Source organism: Tomitella gaofuii (assembly GCF_014126825.1).
In the GTDB taxonomy this organism is placed as follows: Bacteria; Actinomycetota; Actinomycetes; order Mycobacteriales; family Mycobacteriaceae; genus Tomitella; species Tomitella gaofuii.
This window is the reverse complement of record NZ_CP059900.1, coordinates 2,154,600-2,178,529: the sequence shown is the minus strand read 5'-3', so window position 1 is coordinate 2,178,529 and position 23,930 is coordinate 2,154,600. Positions and strand designations below refer to the sequence as shown.

Below are 23,930 nucleotides of genomic sequence, written 5' to 3'. Positions count from 1 at the left end.
AGCGCGCGACCCGCGCTCCGGAGAGCGGCCTGGCGACTACCCGCCGTGGCCACCGGAGTCGGGGCCATGCCCCGGACCGTGGCGGCGCAGGTAGCGCTCGAACTCCGCGGCGATCTCGTCGCCGTCGACGGCGCGCAGCATCTCGGAGATGTCGGACTGTTCGTCCCCCCGCTCTTCGAGCGCCTGCACGTACTCCGCGATGTCCTCGTCCTCTTCGGTGAGCGCGCGTGCAGTGTCCTGCCACTCCTCGGCCTGCCGCGGCAGGTCGCCCGCCGGGACCTCGAAACCGAGCACCTGCTCGAGACGGCGCAGCAATGCGACCATCACCTTGGGATTGGGCGGCTGCGAAAGATAGTGCGGCACTGCGGCCCACAGTGTGGTGGCGGGGATGCCGGCGCGTACGCACGCGTCCTGCAGCACCCCGGTGATGCCGGTCGGCCCCTCGTAATCGCTGCCGGTCAGCCCGTACAGCTTCGCCGCAGCGGCGCTGTGGGTGCTGCCGGTGATGGGCACCGGCCGGGTGTGCGGGGTGTCCGCCAGCAGCGCGCCCACGGTGACGACGGCCGCGACGCCCGCCTGGGTGAAAAGATCCAGCAACTCGGTGCAGAACGCGCGCCACCGCAGGTTGGGCTCGATGCCGTGCACCAGGATCAGCTCGCGGCCGCCGGGGGAGAGGCGGCACCGGGTGAGCCGGGTGGCCGGCCAGACGATCCGGCGGGTGACGCCCGACACCTGGGAGATCGTCGGCCGGTTGACCTGGTAGTCGTAGTAGCCCTCCGAATCCAGCTCGGCCAGCGGGGTGGCCCCGCCGATCAGCGCGAGATGCTCGACCAGCCCGGTCGCGGCGTCCGCCGCATCGTTCCAGCCTTCGAAGGCCGCGACAACGATGGGCCCCTCGTCGGCGGGGTCCTCGCCGTCACGGCGCCGTGCATCGGGGCCGTAGGCATCGGGATCGGGCGCACCGGCGCTGCGGGATGGGTCCGTACTGCTCACACCCCCAGCCTACGGTCCGCCGGAAATTACCGGACCACTACGCTGTCCTCATGCCTGCACACACTGACTCCGCCCTCGCCCGCGCCCTCGACCGTCGCGTCGTGATCGGTGACGGGGCGATGGGGACGATGCTGCAGGCGGCCGATCTTCCGCTCGACGACTTCCGCGGCCTCGAGGGGTGCAACGAGATCCTCAACGAGACCCGGCCGGACGTGCTCCGGGACATCCACCACCGGTTCCTCGAGGTCGGGGTCGATGCGATCGAGTCGAACACCTTCGGCTGCAACCTTCCCAACCTGGCCGACTACGGCATCGCGGACCGCATCCGCGACCTTTCGCAGCGCGGAGTGGCACTGGCCCGCGCCGCCGCCGACGAGGCCGGTCCCGGCGCCGACGGGCTCGGCCGGCTCGTCTTCGGCTCGATGGGCCCCGGAACCAAGCTGCCCACGCTGGGACACGCGCCTTTCGCCGACCTCCGCGACGCCTATACGGAATCCGCACTGGGGATGCTCGACGGCGGCGCCGACGCCATCCTGGTCGAGACCTGCCAGGATCTGCTGCAGGCCAAGGCCGCCATCATCGGCAGCCAACGCGCGATGGACCGGGCCGGCCACCGCATCCCGATCATCACCCATGTGACGGTGGAGACGACGGGCACGATGCTCGTCGGTTCGGAGATCGGGGCGGCGCTCAACGCCCTCGAGCCACTGGGCATCGACATGATCGGGCTCAACTGCGCCACCGGGCCCGAGGAGATGAGCGAGCATCTCCGGTTCCTCTCACAGCACGCGCGCATCCCCGTCTCCGTCATGCCCAACGCCGGGTTGCCGGTGCTCGGCAAGAACGGGGCGGAATACCCGCTGACGCCCGACGAGCTGGCGGAGGCGCTCGCCGGGTTCGTGGCGCAGTTCGGCCTGTCCATGGTGGGCGGCTGCTGCGGCACGACGCCCGAACACCTGCGTCGCGTCGTCGAGGCGGTGCGCGGCATCCAGCCCGCACACCGCGATCCGGTGCACGAGCCGGGCGTCTCGTCGATGTACTCCGCGGTGCCGTTCGACCAGGACGCGTCGTTCCTCGTCATCGGCGAGCGCACCAACGCCAACGGGTCCAAGGCATTCCGCGAGGCGATGCTCGGCGGCGACTACGACAAGTGCATCGACATCGCCAAGGGCCAGATCCGCGACGGCGCGCACCTGCTGGACCTGTGCATCGACTATGTGGGCCGCGACGGCGCCGGCGACATGAGCGCGCTCGCGTCCCGGCTGGCCACCGCGTCCACACTGCCGATCATGCTCGACTCCACCGAACCCGAGGTGCTGCGCGCGGGTCTCGAGCACCTGGGCGGACGCTGCATCGTCAACTCGGTGAACTTCGAGGACGGCGACGCCCCGGATTCCCGCTACCAGCTGATCATGCGCCACGTGAAGGAACACGGCGCCGCGGTCGTGGCGCTCACGATCGACGAGCAGGGCCAGGCGCGCACGGCCGAGCACAAGGTCGCCATCGCCGAGCGGCTCATCACGGACCTCACCGGCACGTGGGGGCTCGAGGTGTCCGACATCGTCATCGACTGCCTGACGTTCCCGATCTCGACCGGGCAGGTGGAGGTGCAGCGCGACGGCATCGAAACCATCGAGGCCATCCGCGAGATCAAACGGCGCCACCCGCAGGTGCACACCACCCTCGGGTTGTCGAACATCTCCTTCGGGCTCAACCCGGCGGCCCGCCAGGTGCTCAACTCGGTGTTCCTGCACGAGTGCGTCCAGGCCGGCCTGGACACCGCCATCGTGCACGCCTCCAAGATCCTGCCGATGGCGCGGATCCCCGACGAGCAGCGCGACACGGCCCTGGACCTGGTCTACAACCGCCGCACCGACGACTACGACCCGCTGCAGAAGCTCATGGAGCTGTTCGAGGGCGTCTCCGCCGCTTCGGCCCGCGAGACCCGCGCCCAGGAGCTCGCCGCGCTGCCCTTGTTCGATCGGCTCGAGCGGCGGATCGTCGACGGTGAGAAGAACGGCATCGAGACCGACCTCGACGAGGCGATGGGGACGGTGCCGCCCCTCGAGATCATCAACGGGACGCTGCTGTCCGGGATGAAGACCGTGGGCGAGCTGTTCGGCTCCGGCCAGATGCAGCTGCCCTTCGTCCTCCAGTCGGCCGAAACCATGAAATCCGCGGTGGCGCACCTCGAACCGCACATGGAGGCCACCGACGACTCCGGCAAGGGGCGCATCGTCCTCGCCACCGTCAAGGGCGACGTCCACGACATCGGCAAGAACCTCGTCGACATCATCCTCAGCAACAACGGCTACGAGGTCGTGAACCTGGGCATCAAGCAGCCCATCACCACGATCTACGACGCCGCGGTCGAGAAGAAGGCCGATGCCATCGGCATGTCCGGACTGCTGGTCAAGTCCACCGTGGTGATGAAGGACAACCTGGTGGAACTCAATTCCAAGGGCGTGGCGGGCGATTTCCCGGTGCTGCTCGGCGGCGCCGCGCTCACCCGCACCTACGTCGAGGACGACCTGGCCGAGATCTACGAGGGCGACGTCAGCTACGCGCGTGACGCGTTCGAGGGCCTGCGCCTGATGGACGAGATCATGGCCGTCAAGCGTGGCGAGGGGCCGGACCCCGACAGTCCCGAGGCGCTCGAGGCCGCCCGCAAGAAGGAGGAGCGCAAGGAGCGCCGTCGCCGGTCCAAGCGCATCGCCGCGCAGCGCAAGGCGGCGGAGACGCCCGTGGAGATCCCCGAACGCTCCGATGTCGCGGCCGACAACCCCGTCCCCACCCCGCCGTTCTGGGGCACCAGGGTGGTCAAAGGCCTGGCGGTCAAGGACTTCGCGGGCATGCTCGACGAGCGCGCGACGTTCCTGGGGCAGTGGGGCCTGCGCGGCGCGCGCAAGGGGGAGGGGCCCACCTACGAGGAGCTCGTCGAGACCGAGGGGCGCCCGCGCCTGCGCTACTGGCTCGACCGCCTCACCGCCGAGGGCATCCTGGCCCACTCGGCGGTGGTCTACGGGTACTTCCCGGCCGTCTCCGAGAAGGACACCGTGCACGTGCTCGAGTCCGCGGACCCGGACGCCCCCGTGAGCTACTCGTTCACCTACCCACGCCAGGAGCGCGGGCGTTTCCTGTGCGTGGCGGACTTCATCCGGTCACGCGAGCAGGCCCGCGACACCGGACAGGTCGACGTGCTGCCCTTCCAGCTGGTCACGATGGGCCAGCCGATCGCCGACTTCGCCAACCGGCTGTTCGCGGAGAACCACTACCGTGACTACATGGAAGTGCACGGGCTGGGCGTGCAGCTCACCGAGGCGCTGGCCGAGTACTGGCACAGCCGCATCCGCTCCGAGCTCACCGTCGACGGCACCTGGTCGGTGGCCGACGACGACCCGGAGGCCATCGAGGAGTTCTTCAAGCTCGGGTACCGCGGTGCCCGGTACGCGTTCGGCTACGGCGCCTGCCCGAACCTCGAGGACCGGCGCAAGCTGGTCGAGCTCCTGGAACCCGAGCGCATCGGGGTGGAACTCTCCGAGGAGCTGCAGCTGCACCCGGAGCAGTCCACCGACGCGTTCGTCCTGCACCACCCCGAGGCCAAGTACTTCAACACCTGATCCGGCACCGGCCGCAGCGGCGGGCCCGCCGCCGCGGCCGGTGCCCGGGTGACGCCCCGTCGGCGTCGCCCGGGGGTGTGGGAAGATGACTTCCCGTGAAGACCTTCGACTCCCTGTTCGCCGAGCTGTCCCTGCGCGCCGCGGAACGACCCGAGGGCAGCGGCACCGTCGCCGCCCTCGACGCGGGCGTCCATCACATCGGCAAGAAGGTGATCGAGGAGGCCGGCGAGGTGTGGATCGCCGCCGAGCATGAGACGGACGACGAGCTCGCCGGCGAAATCTCGCAGTTGCTGTACTGGGTGCAGGTGATGATGGTCGCGCGCGGGCTGAGCCCGGAGGACGTCTACCGGCATCTGTGATCAGCGGGCCCGCCCGCAGTCCGGACCGTCGACCATCCACCCGACCGCAAAGGAACCGCACATGCTCAGGGTCGCCGTACCCAACAAGGGGGCGCTGTCGGAATCGGCCGCCGCCATGCTCGCCGAGGCCGGCTACCGCCGCCGCAGCGACAGCAAGGACCTCACCGTGCTCGACGACGAGCACGAGGTCGAGTTCTTCTTCCTGCGCCCCAAGGACATCGCCACCTACGTGGGTTCGGGCGAGCTGGACCTGGGGATCACCGGCCGCGACCTGGCCTTGGAGTCCGGCGCCCCGGTGGCCGAGCGGCTCGCCCTGGGCTTCGGCCGCTCCACCTTCCGCTACGCGGCCCCCCGAGGCCGCGAGTGGACCGTCGGCGACCTCGACGGCGCCCGCATCGCCACCGCGTATCCGAATCTCGTGCGTTCCGACCTGGCCGCGCGCGGCCTGTCCGCCACCGTGATCCCGCTCGACGGGGCCGTGGAGATCTCCATCCAGCTCGGCGTGGCCGATCTCATCGCCGACGTCGTGGGGTCCGGGCGCACGCTGCGTCAGCACAACCTGGCTCCGTTCGGCGAGGTCCTGTGCAAGTCGGAGGCGGTGCTCATCGGGCGCGACGACGCGACCGAGGCGGGGGCAGCCGCGCGCGCCCAGCTTACGGCCAGGGTGCAGGGAGTGGTGTACGGGCAGCAGTACGTGTTGCTGGACTACAACTGCCCGCGCGAGCTGCTCGACGAGGCTTCGCGGGTCACCCCCGGCGTCGAGTCTCCCACCGTGTCCGACTTGGCCGAGCCCGGTTGGCTCGCCGTGCGCGCCATGGTCCCCCGCAAGGGCATGAACGGGGTGATGGACCAGCTCAAGGCCGTCGGCGCGCGGGCGGTGCTCGCCACCGACATCCGGTCCTGCCGCATGTGAACCTCCGCGCCGGTGGTCAGCTGCGGCGGCGTACCAGCAGCGACTGCGCGGTGCGTGCCACCGGTCCCGCCTCGTCGTGGATGACGGCGGTGCACATGCCCACCCCGTCGGGGCCGATGCTGGACTCCGCGGCGATCCCCAGGCCCCTGCCCGGCACGCGGTGGATATGCACCGACATCTCGGTGTTGAGGAACGTCCATTCCCGCGGATCGAGGGTGGCGCCGACGCCGTTGGCCGCGTCGACCACGCAGAACATCCGCTCGACGGGCGTGGGCTCCTCGCCTGCGACCAGCGCCGTCTTCTCGCGCACCCGCACGCGGCCCGGCCCCTCATCGCCGGCGAGCGAGGTCCACTGCCAATCGAGCGCGTCGAGGAACGTGACCACCTCGTGGGCGCCGAAGAAGCCGAACCCGGACACGGACGACCCGGGCCCCTCGGGGTAGCGGGCGTCCGTCGCCCGCTGCACCATCGCGGTGTCCTCGGTGGCCATGCGCCAGGCCCGCGCGCTCGCCACCGTGCGCGCCGACCCGTCCGGCATCGGCGCGTCCATCCACGCCTCAAGCAGTTCGATGGAGCGCCCGGGCCGCAGCACGCGGCTGTACACCCGGCATTCCGTGACCGGCACCGGGCCCAGCAGCTCCACGGTGACGCGGGCCAGGCGGGCGCCGTCCCGCGGATGGCCGCGCTCCATGGCGCGCACCAGCAGCGCGGCGGGCGGCGAACCGTGCTGCATATCGGTACTCCACACGCTGCGCGTGTAGTCGGTGGCGGCGAAGCGTTCGGCGCCGTCGTCCGCGACGCCGAGAAGGTGGTAGAAGGCGGCGTCCGCGGCGGAATCGGTCATGCGCACCAGTGTGGCCGATCCGGCACGCCGGACCGCGACCGGCCCGCCACCGGCCGCGGCTACTCGCCGGGCCAGCCGGGGTAGGGCGGCGGCGTGCCGTCGAAGGCCGGGCACAGCGCCTTGTGATCGCACCAGCCGCAGAGCTTCGACGGTGTCGGGCGGAAATCGCCGGTGCTCCCCGCGGTGCGGATGGCCTGCCAGAGCGCGGACACGGTGCGCTCGAACCGCTCGAGCTCCGGCTCCGTGGGCTCGTAGACGAGGTCCTCGCCGCTCTTCAGGTACATCAGCCGCAGCTGGGTCGGCAGCACACCACGGTCACGCAGCAGCGCCAGCGCGTAGAACTTCATCTGGAACAGCGCGGTGGCCTTGCCCGGCCCCCACGGCAGCCGTCCCGTCTTGTAGTCGACCACCCGCACCTGGCCCGTGGGCGCGACGTCGATCCGGTCGATGAACCCGCGCAGGGGGGTGCCGTCGGCGAGCCGGGTCTCCACGCGCTGCTCGCACGCGTCCGGCTCGAACCGCGTGGGATCCTCCATCGTGTAGTAGCCGGCGATGAGTGCGCGTGCCTCGTCCAGGAACTGCGCGCGGTCCTGCGGCCCCACCAGCTCGGCCAGTTCCGGCTGGCCGGCGACCATCTCGCTCCAGGCCGGCTCCAGGAGCCCGGCCGCGCGTTCCTGGACCCGCTCGGCCGCAGGAAGCCCGTAGAGCCGTTCCAGTGCCGTGTGCACCAGCGTGCCGCGCGCCTGGGCCGTCGACGGTGTCTCCGGGATGCGGTCCACCGCCCGGAACCGGTACAGCAGCGGGCACTGCTTGAAGTCCGACGCCCGCGACGGCGACAGTGCGATGTGCCGCCGCCCACCGGGGCGCGCCTGCCCCGTCGGGGCAGCTTGCTGTGACGGGGCAGTCTTCTGCACGGGGTCTCCGGGGGCGGGCGTGTCCATGGCTGGCAGGGTAATGCCCGATACCGACAGGAAGGCAACCGACTGATGGCGATCGACGCCGAGGCTTCAGCGTCCGGGGCACTGCCCGGTGCGTCCGGGGCACTGCCCGGTGCGGGCGGCGCGCCGACCGGGCCGTTCCGCGTGGGCGAGCGGGTCCAGCTCACCGACGGCAAGGGTCGCAAGTACACCGTGATCCTCACCCCCGGCGGCCAGTTCCACACCCACCGCGGCGCCATCGAGAACGACTCGCTCATCGGGGCGGCCGAGGGCACGGTGGTCGAGTCGTCCAACGGCACGCCGTACCTGGCGCTGCGGCCGCTGCTCACCGACTATGTGCTCTCGATGCCGCGCGGCGCGCAGGTGATCTATCCCAAAGACGCCGCGCAGATCGTGCACGAGGGCGACGTGTTCCCCGGCGCGCGGGTGCTCGAGGCGGGCGCGGGTTCCGGCGCGCTGACCTGCTCGCTGCTGCGGGCCGTGGGCCCGCAGGGCCGCGTCATCTCCTACGAGGTGCGCGAGGACCATGCGGTGCATGCCGTCCGCAATGTGGAGACGTTCTTCGGCGGCCACCCCGAGCACTGGGATCTCACCGTCGGAGATCTCGCCGAGGCGTCCCCGGAGACTGTCGGCGGCCCCGTCGACCGGGTCATCCTCGACATGCTCGCACCGTGGGACGTGCTGCCGGCCGTGGCGCGCACCCTCGTGCCGGGCGGTGTGCTCATCGCTTACGTGGCCACCGTCACCCAGCTGTCCCGCGTCGTCGAGGCGCTGCGCGAGCAGGCGTGCTGGACCGAGCCCCGAGCCTGGGAGACGATCGTGCGCGACTGGCACGCGGTGGGCCTGGCCGTACGCCCCGAGCACCGCATGCAGGGGCACACTGCTTTCCTCATCAGCACCCGTCGGCTGGCCGACGGCACCGTCGCCCCCCGGCCCGAGCGCCGCCCCAGCAAAGGCTGAGCACACGGCGGCCGGGCGCATCTCACTGCCGGCCGGCGACGAGGCCCCGGGACACGCTTTGCGCCGGTAACCGCCGCCGACGCCGCGATCCCGGTAGCGTTGGAGGCACAACGGGTTCGGTGCCGCAGCGCCGCCTCCGTCGGCGCCGGGGCGCGCTTCCGCCGCGGGTTCTCCCGCGGGTGGCGGCCCGGTGGCCGGGCAGCCGGTGCTGCGGGGCGGTCCGATCGTCGACGGCGGCGCCCCTACGGGTCCGCGGCCGTCCGCAGAGGGAGGACGTCATGACAGCACCAGGGAACGGCGCGGCGGCGAACACGCCGCACGGCGACGGAACCGATCAGGATTTCGAACGCCGCATCGCCGCGCTCACCACGCGCAACACCAAGCTCGCCGAGCTGCTCAAGGAGGCGCGCACCCAGCTCGTCGCCCTGCGCGAGGAGGTGGACCGGCTCGGGCAGCCGCCCAGCGGGTTCGGCGTGCTCGTAGGGTCCGTCGACGACGAGACCGCCGACGTCTTCACCTCCGGACGGCGGATGAGGCTCACGCTGTCACCCAACCTGGATGCTTCGACGCTGCGCCGCGGCCAGAGCCTCCGGCTCAACGAGGCTCTCACCGTGGTGGAAGCGTGCGACTTCGAGCAGGTCGGCGAGATCTGCGCCCTGCGCGAGGTGCTCGACGACGGCCACCGCGCGCTGGTCGTGGGCCACGCGGACGAGGAACGCATCGTGTGGCTGGCGGATCCGCTGCTGGGGACCCCGCAGGGCGAGTACGGCGAACGCAAACCGCTGCGTGCCGGCGACTCGCTCATCGTCGACACCAAAGCCGGCTACGCCTTTGCCCGCGTTCCCAAGGCGGAGGTCGAGGACCTCCTGCTTGAGGAGGTTCCGGACGTCGACTACACCGCGATCGGCGGGCTGGGGCGGCAGATCGAGCAGATCCGCGACGCCGTGGAGCTGCCGTTCCTGCACGGCGACCTGTTCCGCGAGTACGCACTGCGCCCGCCCAAGGGCGTGCTGCTCTACGGCCCTCCGGGCTGCGGGAAGACCCTCATCGCCAAGGCGGTGGCGCACTCGCTGGCCCGCAAGATCGCGGAGTCGCGCGGCAAGGACTCGCGCGAGGTCAAGTCCTACTTCCTCAACATCAAGGGCCCCGAGCTGCTCAACAAGTTCGTCGGCGAGACCGAGCGGCACATCCGGCTGATCTTCCAGCGCGCACGGGAGAAAGCGTCCGAAGGGACGCCGGTGATCGTGTTCTTCGACGAGATGGATTCGATCTTCCGCACCCGCGGCTCCGGCGTGTCCTCCGACGTGGAGACGACGGTGGTGCCGCAGCTGCTCAGCGAGATCGACGGCGTCGAGGGGCTGGAGAACGTCATCGTCATCGGCGCGTCCAACCGCGAGGACATGATCGACCCCGCCATCCTGCGGCCGGGCCGCCTGGACATGAAGATCAAGATCGAACGGCCCGACGCCGAGGCCGCGCAGGACATCTTCTCCAAGTACCTCACCGACGAACTGCCCATCCACGCCGACGACCTGGCCGAGTTCGGCGGCGACCGCACCGCCTGCGTGCACACCATGATCACCCGGGTCGTGGACCGCATGTACGCGGAGAGCGAGGACAATCGCTTCCTCGAGGTCACCTACGCCAACGGCGACAAGGAGGTCCTGTACTTCAAGGATTTCAACTCGGGTGCCATGATCCAGAACATCGTCGACCGCGCCAAGAAGTACGCCATCAAGGAGGTGCTCGACACCGGCGCCCCGGGACTGCGCGTCCAGCATCTGCTGGACTCGATCGTGGACGAGTTCAGTGAGAACGAGGACCTGCCGAACACGACGAACCCGGACGACTGGGCTCGCATCTCCGGGAAGAAGGGCGAGCGGATCGTGTACATCCGCACGCTGGTGACGGGCAAGTCGTCCAGCGCCAGCCGGGCCATCGACACCGAGACCAGCACGGGGCAGTACCTGTGACGGTGCGGCGATAGGCTCGACGCCATGCAGCGCATCATCGGGACCGAGGTCGAGTACGGCATCTCCGCTCCGGGCGACCACTCCGCCAACCCCATCGTCACGTCCACACAGGCGGTGCTCGCCTACGGGGCCGCCACGGGCATGCCGCGGGCGCGCGGCACCCGGTGGGACTACGAGGTGGAGTCGCCGCTGCGCGACGCCCGCGGGTTCGATCTGGGGCGCAGCCGCGGCCCGGCACCGGTCATCGACTCGGACGAGGTGGGCGCGGCCAACCTCATCCTCACCAACGGCGCACGGCTGTACGTGGACCACGCGCACCCGGAGTATTCCGCGCCCGAGGTGCTCGACCCGCTGGACGCCGTCATCTGGGACAAGGCGGGCGAACGGGTCATGGAGGCAGCCGCCCGGTACGCGGCGAGTGTGCCCGGCACGCCGCGCCTGCAGTTGTACAAGAACAACGTCGACGGCAAGGGCGCGTCCTACGGCACGCACGAGAACTACCTGATGCGCCGCGCCACCGAGTTCGCCGACATCGCGTCGGGCCTGATCCCGTTCTTCGTCTCGCGCCAGGTGATCTGCGGCTCCGGCCGGGTGGGCCTGGGCCAGTCGGGCGACGAGCCGGGATTCCAGCTCTCCCAGCGCGCCGACTACATCGAAGTGGAGGTCGGGCTGGAGACCACGCTCAAGCGCGGCATCATCAACACGCGCGACGAGCCCCACGCCGATTCCGAGAAGTACCGCCGCCTGCACGTGATCGTCGGCGATGCGAACCTCGCCGAGACCGCCACCTACCTCAAGGTGGGCACCACGGCCCTGGTGCTGGACCTCATCGAGTCCGGCGTGGGCCTGGCCGACCTGCAGCTGGCGTCCCCGGTGCAGGCCATCCATGCCATCAGCCACGACCCCACGCTGCGCACGCGCGTCGACCTCGTGGACGGCCGGCGGCTCACCGGAATCGAACTCCAACGCGAATACCACCGGCGGGCGGCCGACTTCTGCGCCCGCCACTCGCCGGACGACGCGCGTGCCACCGATGTCCTCGAGCAGTGGGCGCAGGTGCTCGACCTCCTCGACGAGGATCCGATGCTGTGCGCGGACCGCCTCGATTGGCCCGCGAAGCTGCGCCTGCTCGACGGTTTCCGGCAGCGGGAGGGTCTCGGCTGGTCGGCGCCGCGGCTGCACCTTGTGGACCTGCAGTACTCCGACGTCCGCCTGGACAAGGGCCTGTACAACCGGCTCGTCGCGCGCGGGTCGATGCGGCGCCTCGTCACCGAAGAGCAGGTCCTGCACGCGGTCGGCAACCCGCCCACGGACACCCGCGCGTACTTCCGGGGCGAGTGCCTGCGACGGTTCGGTGCGGACATCACCGCGGCAAGCTGGGACTCGCTGATCTTCGACGTGGGAGGGGAGTCGCTCGTGCGCATTCCCACGATGGAGCCGCTGCGCGGCACGCGTGCGCACGTGGGGGCGCTGCTCGACACGGCGACGACGGCGCGCGAGCTGGTCGACTCGCTGACGTCGTAGTACACGCGCGGTCGGACCGGCGCGCGAGCGATGTGAGAGCTGTTGCGCACCTACGACGCCCGCCATCGGTAGGGTGACAGGTGAGGCGGGCGCCGGCCCCCGGGCACACGGCCCGGCATGGCGGCCGATACGGCGCGACACTCCAGGAGGGGCGCGATGGCACAGGAGCAGATCAAGCGTGGCGGCGGCGAGGACGACGACGAGGCCGTCGCCGGCGGCGCGGGGCAGCAGCAGAGCACTGCGTCCGTGGACGACACGGACGACCTCCTCGACGAGATCGACGACGTGCTGGAGGAGAACGCCGAAGACTTCGTCCGTGCATACGTGCAGAAGGGCGGCCAGTGATCCCGGGCGCGTGGGACGGCCCGGGGCTGCCCGGATTCGGCGCCGTCGGCACCGGCCATCCGCGGGGGGCCGTGCGATCGGTGCCGCCGTCCTCGGACATGTCCTCGTTCAGCGAGCACCTGCGCCGGTGCAATCCGGAACTGCTGCCCGGTCACGGTCCTCAGGCCGGGGCGGCGCGGGCAGGGGCGGCACCGTCGGTGCCGCATGGCACCACGATCGTGGCGCTCACCCACGCCGAGGGCGTGGTGATCGCCGGCGACCGACGCGCCACGATGGGCAACCTCATCGCCAGCCGCGACATCGAGAAGGTCTTCGTCACCGACGCCTATTCGGCGGTGGGGATCGCGGGCACGGCGGGCGTCGCGGTCGAGCTGGTACGGCTGTTCGCGGTGGAGCTCGAGCACTACGACAAGATCGAGGGCATGCCGCTGACGTTCGATGGCAAGGCGAATCGCCTGGCCACGATGGTGCGCGGCAATCTCGGCGCCGCGATGCAGGGTTTGGCCGTCGTTCCGCTGTTCGTCGGATATGACACTGCGGTGGACGATCCCGCCCGCGCCGGGCGCATCGTCTCCTACGACGTCGCCGGGGGGCGCTACGAAGAGCACGCCGGCTACCATGCCGTCGGATCGGGGTCGCTGTTCGCCAAGTCGGCGCTCAAGCGCATGTACTCGCCCGACGATGCGCCCGAGGCCGCTCTGCGCAAAGCGGTCGAGGCACTCTACGACGCCGCGGACGATGATTCGGCCACCGGCGGACCCGACGCCACCCGGGGCGTGTATCCCACGGCGATCGCCGTGACCGGCGACGGCGCCCAGGCCGTATCCGCGGACCGGATCGAGGCCGCCGCCGCCGCCGTGATCGACGACCGCACCCGCCGGGCCGGACGGGCCTGAACGAGCCTTGGCCCCGGGGCCCCCGGGACAGCACAGCGACGAAGAACGCCAGGACGGAGCCGCCCACATGACCATGCCCTATTACGCGTCGGCCGAGCAGATCATGCGCGACCGCTCCGACCTGGCGCGCAAAGGGATCGCGCGGGGCCGGAGCGTGGTCGCGATGACTTACGCGGACGGCGTGGTGCTGGTGGCGGAGAACCCCTCGAAGGCCCTGCACAAGGTGAGCGAGCTCTACGACAGGCTCGCCTTCGCCGCGGTGGGCAAGTACAACGAGTTCGAGAACCTGCGCCGCGCCGGGATCATGCACGCGGACATGCGCGGATATTCGTACGACCGCCGCGACGTGACGGGCCGCTCGCTGGCCAACGCCTACGCGCAGACGCTCGGTTCCATCTTCACCGACCATCCCAAGCCCTACGAGGTGGAGATCTGTGTGGCCGAGGTCGCGCCCGCCGGATCCGGCGACGCGCCGCAGCTCTACCGGATCACCTACGACGGGTCGATCGTCGACCACTCGACGTTCGTCGTCATGGGCGGCGCGGCCGAGCCTGTCACCCGCGAGCTGTCGTCCGCGTTCGCCGAGGGGATGGACCTCGCCACCGCCCTGGACACCGCGGTGGGGGCACTGGAACGGGGGACGGGGGAGGCGGGCGCCGCTCAGGCGCGCAGCCTCACGGCCGGCGTGATCGAGGTGGGTGTGCTCGAGCACCACCGCCCGCGCCGCGCATTCCGCCGCGTAGGGGCGGAGGAGATCGCGCGGCTTCTGCCGGCGCGTGCCGCCGGGGATCGGGGGAGCACGGCAGGGAACGGCACCGCCCCGGCGAGCGGCGACGGCGCCGCCGGCGATAGTGGTGACGCTGCCGGCGGTGATGGCGATGGCGACTCCGGTGGGGCCGGATAGCCGCGCTCGCACACGATCTCGCCTTCAAGTGACGGCCGCGCGGTAGTGTCGGGGTGTGCAGCGAAGGATCATGGGCATCGAGACCGAGTACGGGGTCACCTGTACCTTCCACGGGCACCGGCGGCTCAGCCCCGATGAGGTGGCGCGGTACCTTTTCCGCCGCGTCGTGTCGTGGGGACGCAGTTCCAACGTGTTCCTCCGCAACGGAGCCCGGCTGTATCTGGACGTGGGCTCGCACCCGGAGTATGCGACGGCGGAGTGCGACGGACTCGATCAGCTCGTCACCCACGACCGTTCCGGGGAGGTCATCCTCGGGCAGCTCCTCGACGACGCGGAGTCGCGCCTGCAGGACGAGGGCATCGGCGGCGACATCTACCTGTTCAAGAACAACACCGACTCCGCCGGCAATTCCTACGGCTGCCACGAGAACTACCTCATCGCCCGGGCGGGGGAGTTCTCCCGGATCTCCGACGTGCTGCTGCCCTTCCTCGTCACCCGTCAGCTCATCTGCGGGGCGGGCAAGGTGCTGCAGACCCCCAAGTCGGCTTCACTGTGCCTGAGCCAGCGCGCCGAGCACATCTGGGAGGGGGTCTCCTCCGCCACCACCCGGTCGCGGCCGATCATCAACACCCGCGACGAGCCGCACGCCGACGCCGACCGGTACCGCCGGCTGCACGTCATCGTCGGCGATTCCAACATGTCCGAGACGACGACGCGACTCAAGGTCGGGACCGTCAACCTGGTCCTCGAGATGATCGAGGCGGGAGTCGCATTCCGCGACTTCGCGTTGGACAACCCCATCCGTGCCATCCGCGAGATCAGCCACGACCTCACCGGCACGCACCCGGTGCGGTTGGCAGGGGGCAGGCATGCCAGCGCACTCGACGTGCAACGCCATTACCACGAGCGTGCCGTCGCTTATCTTGCCGACCGCGCACCCGACGCAGAGCTGGACGCGGTCGTGGACCTGTGGGGACGCATGCTCGACGCGGTCGAATCGGACGATTTCAGAAAGGTGGACACCGAGGTCGACTGGGTCGTCAAACGCAAACTGTTCGAGCGATATCAGAATCGGTACGGCATTTCGCTCGCAGACCCCAAGATCGCGCAGCTCGACCTCGCCTACCACGACATCAAACGCGGCCGCGGCGTGTTCAACCTGCTGGAGGGCAAGGGGCTGGCCGCCCGGATCACCGAGCCGGAGGACGTCGACGCGGCGGTGGAGACCCCACCGCAGACCACCCGCGCGCGGCTGCGCGGCCGGTTCATCGCCGCCGCCCAGGACGCAGACCGGGACTTCACCGTCGACTGGGTGCATCTCAAGATCAACGACCAGGCGCAGCGCACCGTGCTGTGCAAGGACCCGTTCCTCGCGGTCGACGAGCGGGTCGACCGCCTCATCGCCGCAATGTAATGGTTCGGCTCGCCCGGCGCCCGCGACATTGCCCGCCGCCCCGCATGTTCCCGGACAGCGTCGGCGGGATTGCACAGCGCAGGCGACGCGCCATTCCCCCGCTGATTTCCGCGGGTGAACAGTACGGCGTTAGGGTGCTGGGGTGAGCACTTCCAAGGTCGAGAGACTGACGAATCTCGTGATCGGCCTCCTGTCGACCACGCAGTTCGTCCCTATCGAGCGCATCCGTCGCGATTTCGCCGGTTACAACGAGTGCGCCTCCGAAGAGGCTTTCGGCCGCATGTTCGAGCGCGATAAGGCCGCGTTGCGCGACCTCGGCATTCCGCTGACATTCGGCGGGCCCTCCGGCTCGGCGGAGGATCAGGGCTACCGCATCGCGCGCACCGAGTACGAACTGCCGCCGATCACGCTCACCCCGGAGGAGGGCGCCGCGGTGGCGGTGGCCGGCCGGCTGTGGCATTCGCCGGAGATGGCCTCCACGTATTCCAGTGCGATCGTCAAGCTCCGGGCGGCGGGGATCGCCGTCGACGATGCCGAGATGGCGACCGTCGTCGGCGGCATGGGCACGGCACTGGAGGCGGAGCCCGCGCTCGCCGGACTCGTCGCCGCCGTGGACGGCAAGCAGGCCGTCACCTTCGAGCATCTCGCCGCGGCCAGCGGGGTGACCAGCCCGCGCATCCTCGAACCGTGGGGCGTGGCCAGCGCCAAAGGCAACTGGTACGTCGTGGGTTTCGACCGGGACAGGCAGGAGCAGCGCACGTTCCGGCTCTCGCGGATCGTCGGCGGCATCACCCCGGTCGGACAGCCCGGTCAGGTGCGGATTCCCGATGACGTCGATCCGGCGGCCATCATCCGCTCGGCCGCCGCCGAACCCGTCTCGGAGGGTTCGGTGACGGTGTGGCTGAGCGATGGCCACGCCCACGATCTGCGCAGAAGCGGCACCGAGGTCGCCCCCCACACCCTCGACGGGGTCCCCGGCACGGTTGTGCGCATTCCCGTCGGTTCCCGCACCGCCACGATCCGCGCGATCGCGGCGCACGGCGCCGACGCCGTGGCGCTGGAACCGGAGGACATCCGCGAGGCCGTCATCGACACGCTGCGCGGGGCGGCCGCCGCGCATTCGCTCGGCACCGCCGGCACGCGCGAAGACCAGGAGGAACGCCGATGAGCGGAGTCCACATGGATCGCGTCGCCCGGCTGCTGGCGCTCGTCCCGCTGGTCCGCGCCAACCAGGGCCGCCTGAAGTCCGACATCGCCAAGGACTTGGGGATCTCCGTCAAAGCGTTGGAGAAGGACCTGAACATCCTGTGGATGTGCGGGCAACCCGGGCTCGCCGGCGGCGACCTGATCGACGTCGCGTTCACCGGCGACACGGTCGAAGTCACCGATTCACAGGGCATCGACCGCCCGCTGCGGCTGACGACGCCCGAGGCGTCCGCGCTGCTCCTCGCACTCGGTTTCCTGGTGGAACAACCGTCGAGCGTCCTGCCGGCCGCCGTCCGCAGCGCCATGGACAAAATCGAGGAGGCCGCGCGCGAGTCGTCGTCCGACACCGCCGTGCCGGCGCCGGACGACGGACCCGCGGAGGCACCCGACCCGGCCGCGGCCGACCCCGCTTCGGCGGACGCGGTACGCGAGGCGGTGAAGCGCGGGCGCGCGCTGCGCATCCGCTACTACTCGGCCACGCGCGACACGTGGACGGACCGGGTGGTCGATCCGATCCGCATCCACCTGGCCGCGGGCAACAGCTACCTGTTGGCGTGGTGCCGATCGGCCGAGGACGATCGGAAGTTCCGCCTGGACCGGATCGACAGCGCCGAGGTGCTCGATGCGCCGTCGGAGCCCCGGTCCGCGGAGCCGGTGGACGCGCTCGCGGACTTCTACGACGCCGCCGCCGGACTGCCTCAGGTGCGTCTGGCCGTGGCGCCCGACTGCCTGTGGGCGCTCGACTACTTCCCCATGGTCGACCTGGCCGACCACCCCGACGGCGGCAAAGAGGCGTCGCTGCGGTACGCCTCGGAGGAGTGGCTGCGTCGTTTCCTGCTCGGCTTCGGCGGGCGGATCAGGATCCTCGACCGGCCGGCCGAGTCCCAGCGGGTGCACACGAGCGCCGTGGAGGCGCTCGACGCCTACGCCAGGTCCGCGGGTTTCCCGGTCGACGCGATCATCGGCGGATGACCATGACCGGGCCGCCATGACGCTCCCGGGGCGGCGGTGTCGCACTGCGGCCGGCACCCGAAAACATCGGCCGTTCAGGTAACATCGAGACCGTTCGATCATTGGAGGTTGGTATGGGCGCAATGAGCCCGTGGCACTGGGCGATCGTCTTGATCGTTCTCGTCCTGCTCTTCGGTTCGACGCGCCTTCCCGGCGCGGCACGGGGGCTGGGCCGTTCACTTCGCATCTTCAAGAGCGAGATGAAGGAGATGACCGGCAACGACTCCGAAACCACGGAGTCCGCTCCGCAGTCCTCGACTCCGCAGGCACTGCCCGCGCAGTCCACGAACGCGACGCCGCAGGCCGGTCCTGCCCCGTCCGTGGCGGACACGCCGCAGTCGGCAGGTTCCCCGCAGCAGACGCCGCCCGCCCCAGGCGCCGGCGCCTGACGAGGCGACTTCTTCCGGCCACGCCTTCCGCATGGCCGGGGCTGTCGCTGTGTTCAGCTAGAGACTGACTGTGCGCATACCACTGGATCCGCGGCAACGCCGGAGCCGCATCAATCCCGACGGCACCATGTCGCTCGTCGAGCACCTCTATGAGCTGCGTCGGCGCCTGTTGATCGCCGTCGCCGCCGTCCTGGTGACCACCCTTTTCGGGTTCTTGTGGTATTCGTACTCCATCCTCGGCATCGAGAGCCTCGGCGAATTGCTCCGCGGCCCGTACTGTGCACTGCCCAGCAGCGCCCGGGCCGACCTGTCCGCGGGCGACAGCGAAGCGTGCCGACTCCTCGCCACCGGCGTGTTCGAGCAGTTCATGCTGCGGCTCAAGGTGGCCCTGACCGCGGGCATCGTGCTCGCCTCGCCTGTGTGGCTGTACCAGGTGTGGGGTTTCATCACGCCGGGGCTGCACAAGAACGAACGGCGATTCGCGCTGTCGTTCGTCACCGCGGCCACCGTCCTGTTCCTCGGCGGCGCGGTCCTGGCCTACCTGGTGGTGGCCAAGGCCCTGCACTTCCTGTTGACGGTGGGCGACAACGTCCAGGTGACGGCGTTGAGCGGCTCCGAGTACTTCGGTTTCATCATCCACCTGCTCATCATCTTCGGCGTCAGCTTCGAGATTCCGCTGCTCGTGATCGCCCTGAACCTCGTCGGCGTCCTGCCGTACGAGAAGCTCAAGCGCTGGCGGCGCGGTCTGATCTTCGGCATGGTCGTGTTCGCCGCGGTCTTCACTCCGGGTCAGGATCCTTTCTCCATGCTCGCGCTCGCCGTGGCGCTGACGATCCTCATCGAACTGGCCATCCAGGTGTGCCGCCTGCACGACAAGCGTGCGGCACGCAGTGCCCCCGAGGAGATCCCGGACGATGCGGCCGCGCCGATCGGCACCCCGACCGGAGTGGACGCGCCCTCCGGGGTCGATGAGCCCCGCTCTGCGACCGCTGCGGACGGCGCGACCACGATGGTCCACGACCGCGGCACCGACTACGACGACACGCTCTGACGCCGATGTCCGACTCGTCCCTGGGTGATCCGTCGACGCACTTCGACGATTTCGCCGTCGGACTCGACTTCGCGCTCGACGGTTTCCAGCAGCGCTCCTGCCGCGCGCTGGAGAACGGCAGCGGCGTACTGGTGTGCGCGCCGACGGGCGCCGGGAAGACGGTGGTCGGCGAGTTCGCCGTGCACCTGGCGCTGGCCACCGGCGGCAAGTGTTTCTACACCACGCCGATCAAGGCGTTGAGCAACCAGAAGTTCGCGGACTTGCGCGCGCGTCACGGCGACGCCGCCGTCGGACTGCTCACCGGCGACCAATCCGTCAACGCGCGGGCACCGATCGTCGTCATGACCACCGAAGTGCTGCGCAACATGCTCTATGCGCAGTCGCCCGCGCTCGACGGACTCTCGCACGTCGTGATGGACGAGGTGCACTTCCTGGCCGACCGTTTCCGCGGGGCGGTGTGGGAAGAGGTGATCCTGGGCCTGCCGGCCGAGGTCCGGGTGGTGAGCCTGTCCGCCACCGTGAGCAATGCCGAGGAGTTCGGGGCCTGGATGCAGGAGGTCCGCGGCGACACGGCGGTGATCGTCGACGAGCACCGGCCCGTGCCCCTGTGGCAGCACGTCATGGTCGACGGCGACATCCTGCCGTTGTTCGAGGACGACCCCGACCGTTCCGGACGCGGGGTCCTGGTGAGCAACGTCCTCAAGCGCACGGTTCAGCGCGTGCTCGGGGGGCGGTCCGACGGCGGTCGCGGCGGGCCCCGCGGAGGCGGACGCGGGGCGCACGGAAACCGGCGCGGCCGCGGCGGCGCGCCGCACGCGCGGGGGCGGGGCTCCCGCGGCCGGCCCGCGGACAACGGGGGATTCCGGCTGCCGCCGCGCCCGCACGTGGTCGCGCGGCTCGACCGCGAAGGGCTGCTTCCCGCGATCGGATTCATTTTCAGCCGCGCCGGATGCGATGGCGCCGTGGACCAGTGCCGACGCTCACCGTTGCGGCTCACCAGCGAGGACGAGGCGCGGGAGATCCGTGCGGTGATCGACCGGCATACCGCCGATCTGCCACCGGAGGACCTGGACATCCTGGGGTTCCCCGGCTGGGCGGAGGCTCTCACCCGCGGGTTCGCCGCCCATCACGCGGGGATGCTGCCCGTGTTCCGGCACGCCGTCGAGGAGCTGTTCACCCGCGGCCTGATCCGGATCGTGTTCGCCACCGAAACGCTGGCGCTGGGCATCAACATGCCCGCCCGCACGGTGCTGCTCGAACGGCTGGTCAAGTACAACGGCGAGACGCACGCCGATCTGACGCCGGGGGAGTACACGCAGCTCACCGGGCGGGCGGGGCGCCGCGGGATCGACGTCGAGGGGCACGCCGTGATCGTCTGGCGCCCGGGCATGGACCTGGGCGCGGTCGCCGGGCTGGCCGGGGCGCGCACCTACCCCCTCACCAGCTCGTTCCAGCCGGGATACAACATGACCGTCAACCTGGTGCAGCGCCTGGGCAGCCGGGAGGGGCGACTCCTGGTGGAGAGGTCGTTCGCACAGTTCCAGGCGGACCGTTCGGTGGTGGGCCTGGCCCGTTCGATCGACCGCAACCGCGAGGCGCTCGACGGGTATGCGCAGCACCTGGAATGCCATCTGGGCGACTTCCGCGAGTACGCGGCGCTGCGCGAGCGGATCGGGCGGCGGGAGAAGGAGCTCGAGCGGCAGACGAGGGACGCCCGGCGCAACGACGTGGTCGCGCAGCTGGCGTCGCTGCGCCGCGGCGAGGTCATCGCGATCACCTCCGGTCGGCGTTCGGGTATCGCGGTCGTGCTCGAACCGGATCGATCGGAGACCGACCCGCGGCCGTTGGTCCTCAACGAGGACCGGTGGGCAGGGCGGGTGGCGGCCCCGGATTTCCGTGGCAGCGTCCAGTCGCTGGGCACGATGCGACTGCCCAAGCACGTCGCCCACCAGTCGCCGCGGGTGCGGCGGGACCTGGCCTCGGCGCTGCGTCAATCCGGGTTCACGCCGCCGCGCAAGCGGCCGCACGGCCGCAAGTCGGCGGCCGCCGACGACCGCGAGCTGGCGGAACTGCGCCGCCGGCTACGCCGGCACCCCTGCCACGATTGCCCCGAGATCGACACGCACAGCCGGTGGGCCGAGCGGTACTTCGCACTCGAACGCTCCACCGACACGCTCGTCGCACGGCACAACGCGGCCACGCATTCGCTGGCACGCGAGTTCGACAGGATGGTGCGGCTCCTCACCGAGCTCGGATATCTGGCCGCGGCGAAGGCGCAGGGTGCGACGGTCACCGACGCCGGCCGGCTGCTGGCCGGCGTCTACGCGGAGAGCGCACTGCTGGTCACCGAATCGCTGCGACGGGGCCTGTGGGCCGACCTCGGTCCCGCGGAACTCGCGGCCGTGGTGTCGGCGCTCGTGTACGAATCGCGTCGCGGCGAGGGCGGCGTGGTGCTCGCGGGCCCCGACGACATGCGCCGCGCGCTCGACGGCACCGACGCGCTGTGGGCGGAGATCCGGGACGTCGAATCGCGGCACCGCCTGCCGGAGACGCGGCGGCCGGACGCGGGGTTCGCGCAGGCCGTGCACCGTTGGGTGCAGGGCGCCCCGCTCGACGAGGTCCTGTTCACCGCCGGCGACGCGAACGGCGCACCGCTGGCGGCCGGGGATTTCGTCCGGTGGTGCCGGCAGGTGGTGGACCTGCTCGACCAGATCGGCATGGTGTCCGACGAGACCGCGCTGGTACGCACGGCCCGCTCGGCGGTGGGGTCGATCCGCCGCGGCGTCGTCGCGGTCGAGGCGCCCTGACGCCGGGTGCCCCGGCGATCCGCCCCATACCCTTTAGATTGGATGCGACGGTCCCGGCCACGCCGCACGGATCGCCACGCCGCAGACCCCGAGCCACGCCCGCCGCAGACTACGAGGACAGCCGATGACGGACCCGCAGGACCAGCCGGACCGAGCCCCCGAGGGGCAGGAGTGGGCGCCCTTCGAGCGCGCCCCCTCAGAACAGACGCAACAGTTCACGCAGTACCCGCCGGCGGGACCGTACCCTCCGGCGGGCGAGGGTACGGGGAACCAGGCGTACTCGGACTACCCCCAGGCCGGCTCCCCGTACCCTCATGCCGGGCCCTATCCGCAGCCTGGCTTCGCCCCGTATCCGCACTACGCCGGACAGCAGCCCCCGCCCGGTTCGCCGTGGGCGCCGCCGGCCGGATACCCCTATTCCGGCTACGACCAGCCCGACCACCGGCAGCCGGGCATGATGCAGACGGAGTCGGCGCCGCGCACGGCACGGCGCCGGCCGACCGGTCGGGAATGGCTGATCGCCGCGCTGTCCGCCCTCGCCACGGCGGCCGTCGTGGCGGTGCTCGTGCTCGGCTTCCTGTGGCCCGGGTTCTTCGTCACCACCGTCCTCGACAAGCAGGCGGCGGAGGCGTCGATCGCGGACGTGCTCCGGGACGACCTCGGCATCGACGGGGTGGACGCCGTCGAGTGCCCGTCGGGCATCGCGGTCGAAGACGGCGGCAGCTTCACTTGCCAGGCCGTGGTGAACGGGCGCGTGACCACCGTCAGCGCGACCTTCCACGGCGACGACGGCGCCTATGTGGTGTCCGCCCCGACCAACTGACGCTCCGGGGTCAGCGGTCGGCCAGCGCCGAAACCAGGCGCTCGACGACGCTTCCCACTCCGAGTCGGCCGGCCAGCTCCTCCAGCGCGGTCGCGTCCACCGGCGTGCGGGGGAGCACGTCGCCGGGGCCGCCGTCGAACTCCACCGGGGCGTCGGTGAGCACGCGCACCACCGGCAGCGCCGCATCGAGATACTCGGCGGCCCCGGCGAGGTTGCGTCGCACGCGCGGCGTCAGCGTCGAACCGGGGTCGGCGGCGGCGGCACGCAGCGCGCCGACATCCCCGTACTCGGTGAGCAGCCGCCCCGCCGTCTTCTCCCCGATGCCCGCCACCCCGGGCAGCCCGTCGGACGGGTCGCCCCGCAGCAGCGCCAGTTCGGCGTAGGCCGCGCCCGCGCGGTGGGCGGGCACCCCGTACCGGGCGGCCACCTCCCGCGGGCCGAAGTCCTCGGCCTTGGCGATGCCGCGGCCGACGTACAGCACCCGCACCGGCGTCGGCGCGTCACGCACCACCTGCAGCAGGTCCCGATCGCCGCTGACCACCACCACGGGGTCCGTCGCCTCCCGATGCGCCAGCGTGCCGATCACGTCGTCGGCCTCACAGCCGTCTGCACCGGCGACCGCGACCCCCGCCGCGCGCAGCAGCGCGAGGATCGACGGCACCTGCGGGGGCAGCGCCTCCGGCGCGTCCTCGCGTGCGGGTTCCCCCGCCACGGCACGGTGCGCCTTGTAGGACGGCACGGCGTCCACGCGGAACTGCGGGCGCCACGCCCGGTCCAGGCACACCACCAGCCGGGCGGGCCGCTCCCGCCGGATCAGCGCCGACACCATGTCGGTGAAGCCGCGCACCGCGTTCACCGGCGAGCCGTCCGGGGCCGTGATCTTCTCCGGGAGGGCGTGGAAGGCGCGGTACCACAGGCTCGCGCCATCGATCAGCATCAGCGGCTCGGTCATGGGTGCGA

Annotated in this window: 20 protein-coding genes; 16 read left to right on the top strand and 4 right to left on the bottom strand. The window is 70.9% G+C overall.

Annotated elements, in window-relative coordinates:
• Nucleotides 1-36 precede the first annotated feature (36 nt).
• Nucleotides 37-993: a PAC2 family protein gene (locus H4F70_RS10215; RefSeq protein ID WP_182357110.1), complete on the bottom strand. Its 957-nt coding sequence runs from the start codon at nt 991-993 to the stop codon at nt 37-39.
• A 50-nt stretch (nt 994-1,043) separates the two neighbouring features.
• Between H4F70_RS10215 and metH the strand changes: the two genes are divergently transcribed.
• The 3 genes from metH to hisG all read left to right on the top strand — a co-directional run bounded on the left by metH (nt 1,044) and on the right by hisG (nt 5,885).
• A complete protein-coding gene (gene metH / locus H4F70_RS10210; protein ID WP_182360047.1) occupies nt 1,044-4,613 on the top strand; it encodes a methionine synthase in 3,570 nt (1,189 codons plus the stop codon).
• Between the two features lie 95 nt (nt 4,614-4,708).
• A complete protein-coding gene (locus tag H4F70_RS10205; protein WP_182360046.1) occupies nt 4,709-4,972 on the top strand; it encodes a phosphoribosyl-ATP diphosphatase in 264 nt (87 codons plus the stop codon).
• Nucleotides 4,973-5,033: 61 nt separating this feature from the next.
• Nucleotides 5,034-5,885 carry an ATP phosphoribosyltransferase gene (gene hisG / locus H4F70_RS10200; RefSeq protein ID WP_182360045.1) on the top strand — a complete coding sequence of 284 codons (852 nt, stop codon included), beginning with the start codon at nt 5,034-5,036 and terminating at the stop codon, nt 5,883-5,885.
• 16 nt (nt 5,886-5,901) lie between these two features.
• Here hisG and H4F70_RS10195 read toward each other — a convergent pair whose 3' ends face one another.
• Nucleotides 5,902-6,729: a thioesterase family protein gene (locus H4F70_RS10195; RefSeq protein WP_182360044.1), complete on the bottom strand. Its 828-nt coding sequence runs from the start codon at nt 6,727-6,729 to the stop codon at nt 5,902-5,904.
• Between the two features lie 59 nt (nt 6,730-6,788).
• On the bottom strand, nt 6,789-7,670 hold the full coding sequence (locus H4F70_RS10190; protein WP_182360043.1) for a RecB family exonuclease: 882 nt from the start codon (nt 7,668-7,670) through the stop codon (nt 6,789-6,791).
• A gap of 45 nt (nt 7,671-7,715) precedes the next feature.
• Here H4F70_RS10190 and H4F70_RS10185 point away from each other — a divergent pair, with 45 nt between their 5' ends.
• The 13 genes from H4F70_RS10185 to H4F70_RS10125 all read left to right on the top strand — a co-directional run bounded on the left by H4F70_RS10185 (nt 7,716) and on the right by H4F70_RS10125 (nt 22,970).
• Nucleotides 7,716-8,627: a tRNA (adenine-N1)-methyltransferase gene (locus H4F70_RS10185; protein WP_182360042.1), complete on the top strand. Its 912-nt coding sequence runs from the start codon at nt 7,716-7,718 to the stop codon at nt 8,625-8,627.
• Between the two features lie 278 nt (nt 8,628-8,905).
• Nucleotides 8,906-10,600 carry a proteasome ATPase gene (gene arc, locus H4F70_RS10180; protein WP_182360041.1) on the top strand — a complete coding sequence of 565 codons (1,695 nt, stop codon included), beginning with the start codon at nt 8,906-8,908 and terminating at the stop codon, nt 10,598-10,600.
• Between the two features lie 24 nt (nt 10,601-10,624).
• Nucleotides 10,625-12,124 (top strand): depupylase/deamidase Dop, encoded by a 1,500-nt coding sequence (gene dop, locus H4F70_RS10175; RefSeq protein WP_182360040.1) that lies wholly within the window; start codon nt 10,625-10,627, stop codon nt 12,122-12,124.
• Between the two features lie 156 nt (nt 12,125-12,280).
• A complete protein-coding gene (locus H4F70_RS10170; RefSeq protein ID WP_182347505.1) occupies nt 12,281-12,469 on the top strand; it encodes a ubiquitin-like protein Pup in 189 nt (62 codons plus the stop codon).
• Nucleotides 12,470-12,567: 98 nt separating this feature from the next.
• Nucleotides 12,568-13,365, top strand: coding sequence for a proteasome subunit beta (gene prcB / locus H4F70_RS10165; RefSeq protein WP_182360318.1), 798 nt, complete (start codon nt 12,568-12,570; stop codon nt 13,363-13,365).
• 67 nt (nt 13,366-13,432) lie between these two features.
• On the top strand, nt 13,433-14,269 hold the full coding sequence (gene prcA / locus H4F70_RS10160) for a proteasome subunit alpha (RefSeq protein WP_182360039.1): 837 nt from the start codon (nt 13,433-13,435) through the stop codon (nt 14,267-14,269).
• A gap of 55 nt (nt 14,270-14,324) precedes the next feature.
• Nucleotides 14,325-15,683 (top strand): Pup--protein ligase, encoded by a 1,359-nt coding sequence (gene pafA, locus H4F70_RS10155; protein WP_182347503.1) that lies wholly within the window; start codon nt 14,325-14,327, stop codon nt 15,681-15,683.
• 142 nt (nt 15,684-15,825) lie between these two features.
• Entirely contained in the window at nt 15,826-16,851 is a 1,026-nt protein-coding gene (locus H4F70_RS10150) for a helix-turn-helix transcriptional regulator (RefSeq protein ID WP_182360038.1), read from the top strand.
• Nucleotides 16,848-17,861, top strand: coding sequence for a helix-turn-helix transcriptional regulator (locus tag H4F70_RS10145; RefSeq protein ID WP_182360037.1), 1,014 nt, complete (start codon nt 16,848-16,850; stop codon nt 17,859-17,861). The genes H4F70_RS10150 and H4F70_RS10145 overlap by 4 nt, the downstream gene beginning before the upstream one ends.
• A 113-nt stretch (nt 17,862-17,974) precedes the next feature.
• Entirely contained in the window at nt 17,975-18,289 is a 315-nt protein-coding gene (gene tatA, locus H4F70_RS10140) for a Sec-independent protein translocase subunit TatA (protein ID WP_182347500.1), read from the top strand.
• Nucleotides 18,290-18,359: 70 nt separating this feature from the next.
• Nucleotides 18,360-19,340 carry a twin-arginine translocase subunit TatC gene (tatC, locus tag H4F70_RS10135; protein WP_182360036.1) on the top strand — a complete coding sequence of 327 codons (981 nt, stop codon included), beginning with the start codon at nt 18,360-18,362 and terminating at the stop codon, nt 19,338-19,340.
• A gap of 5 nt (nt 19,341-19,345) precedes the next feature.
• Nucleotides 19,346-22,147: a DEAD/DEAH box helicase gene (locus H4F70_RS10130; protein ID WP_182360035.1), complete on the top strand. Its 2,802-nt coding sequence runs from the start codon at nt 19,346-19,348 to the stop codon at nt 22,145-22,147.
• 124 nt (nt 22,148-22,271) lie between these two features.
• Nucleotides 22,272-22,970: a DUF4333 domain-containing protein gene (locus H4F70_RS10125; RefSeq protein WP_182360034.1), complete on the top strand. Its 699-nt coding sequence runs from the start codon at nt 22,272-22,274 to the stop codon at nt 22,968-22,970.
• Nucleotides 22,971-22,980: 10 nt separating this feature from the next.
• Here the strand turns inward: H4F70_RS10125 and H4F70_RS10120 are convergent, their stop codons facing one another.
• Complete coding sequence (locus H4F70_RS10120) at nt 22,981-23,922, bottom strand: 5'-3' exonuclease (protein ID WP_182360033.1); 942 nt, start codon at nt 23,920-23,922, stop codon at nt 22,981-22,983.
• Between the last annotated feature and the right edge of the window lie 8 nt (nt 23,923-23,930).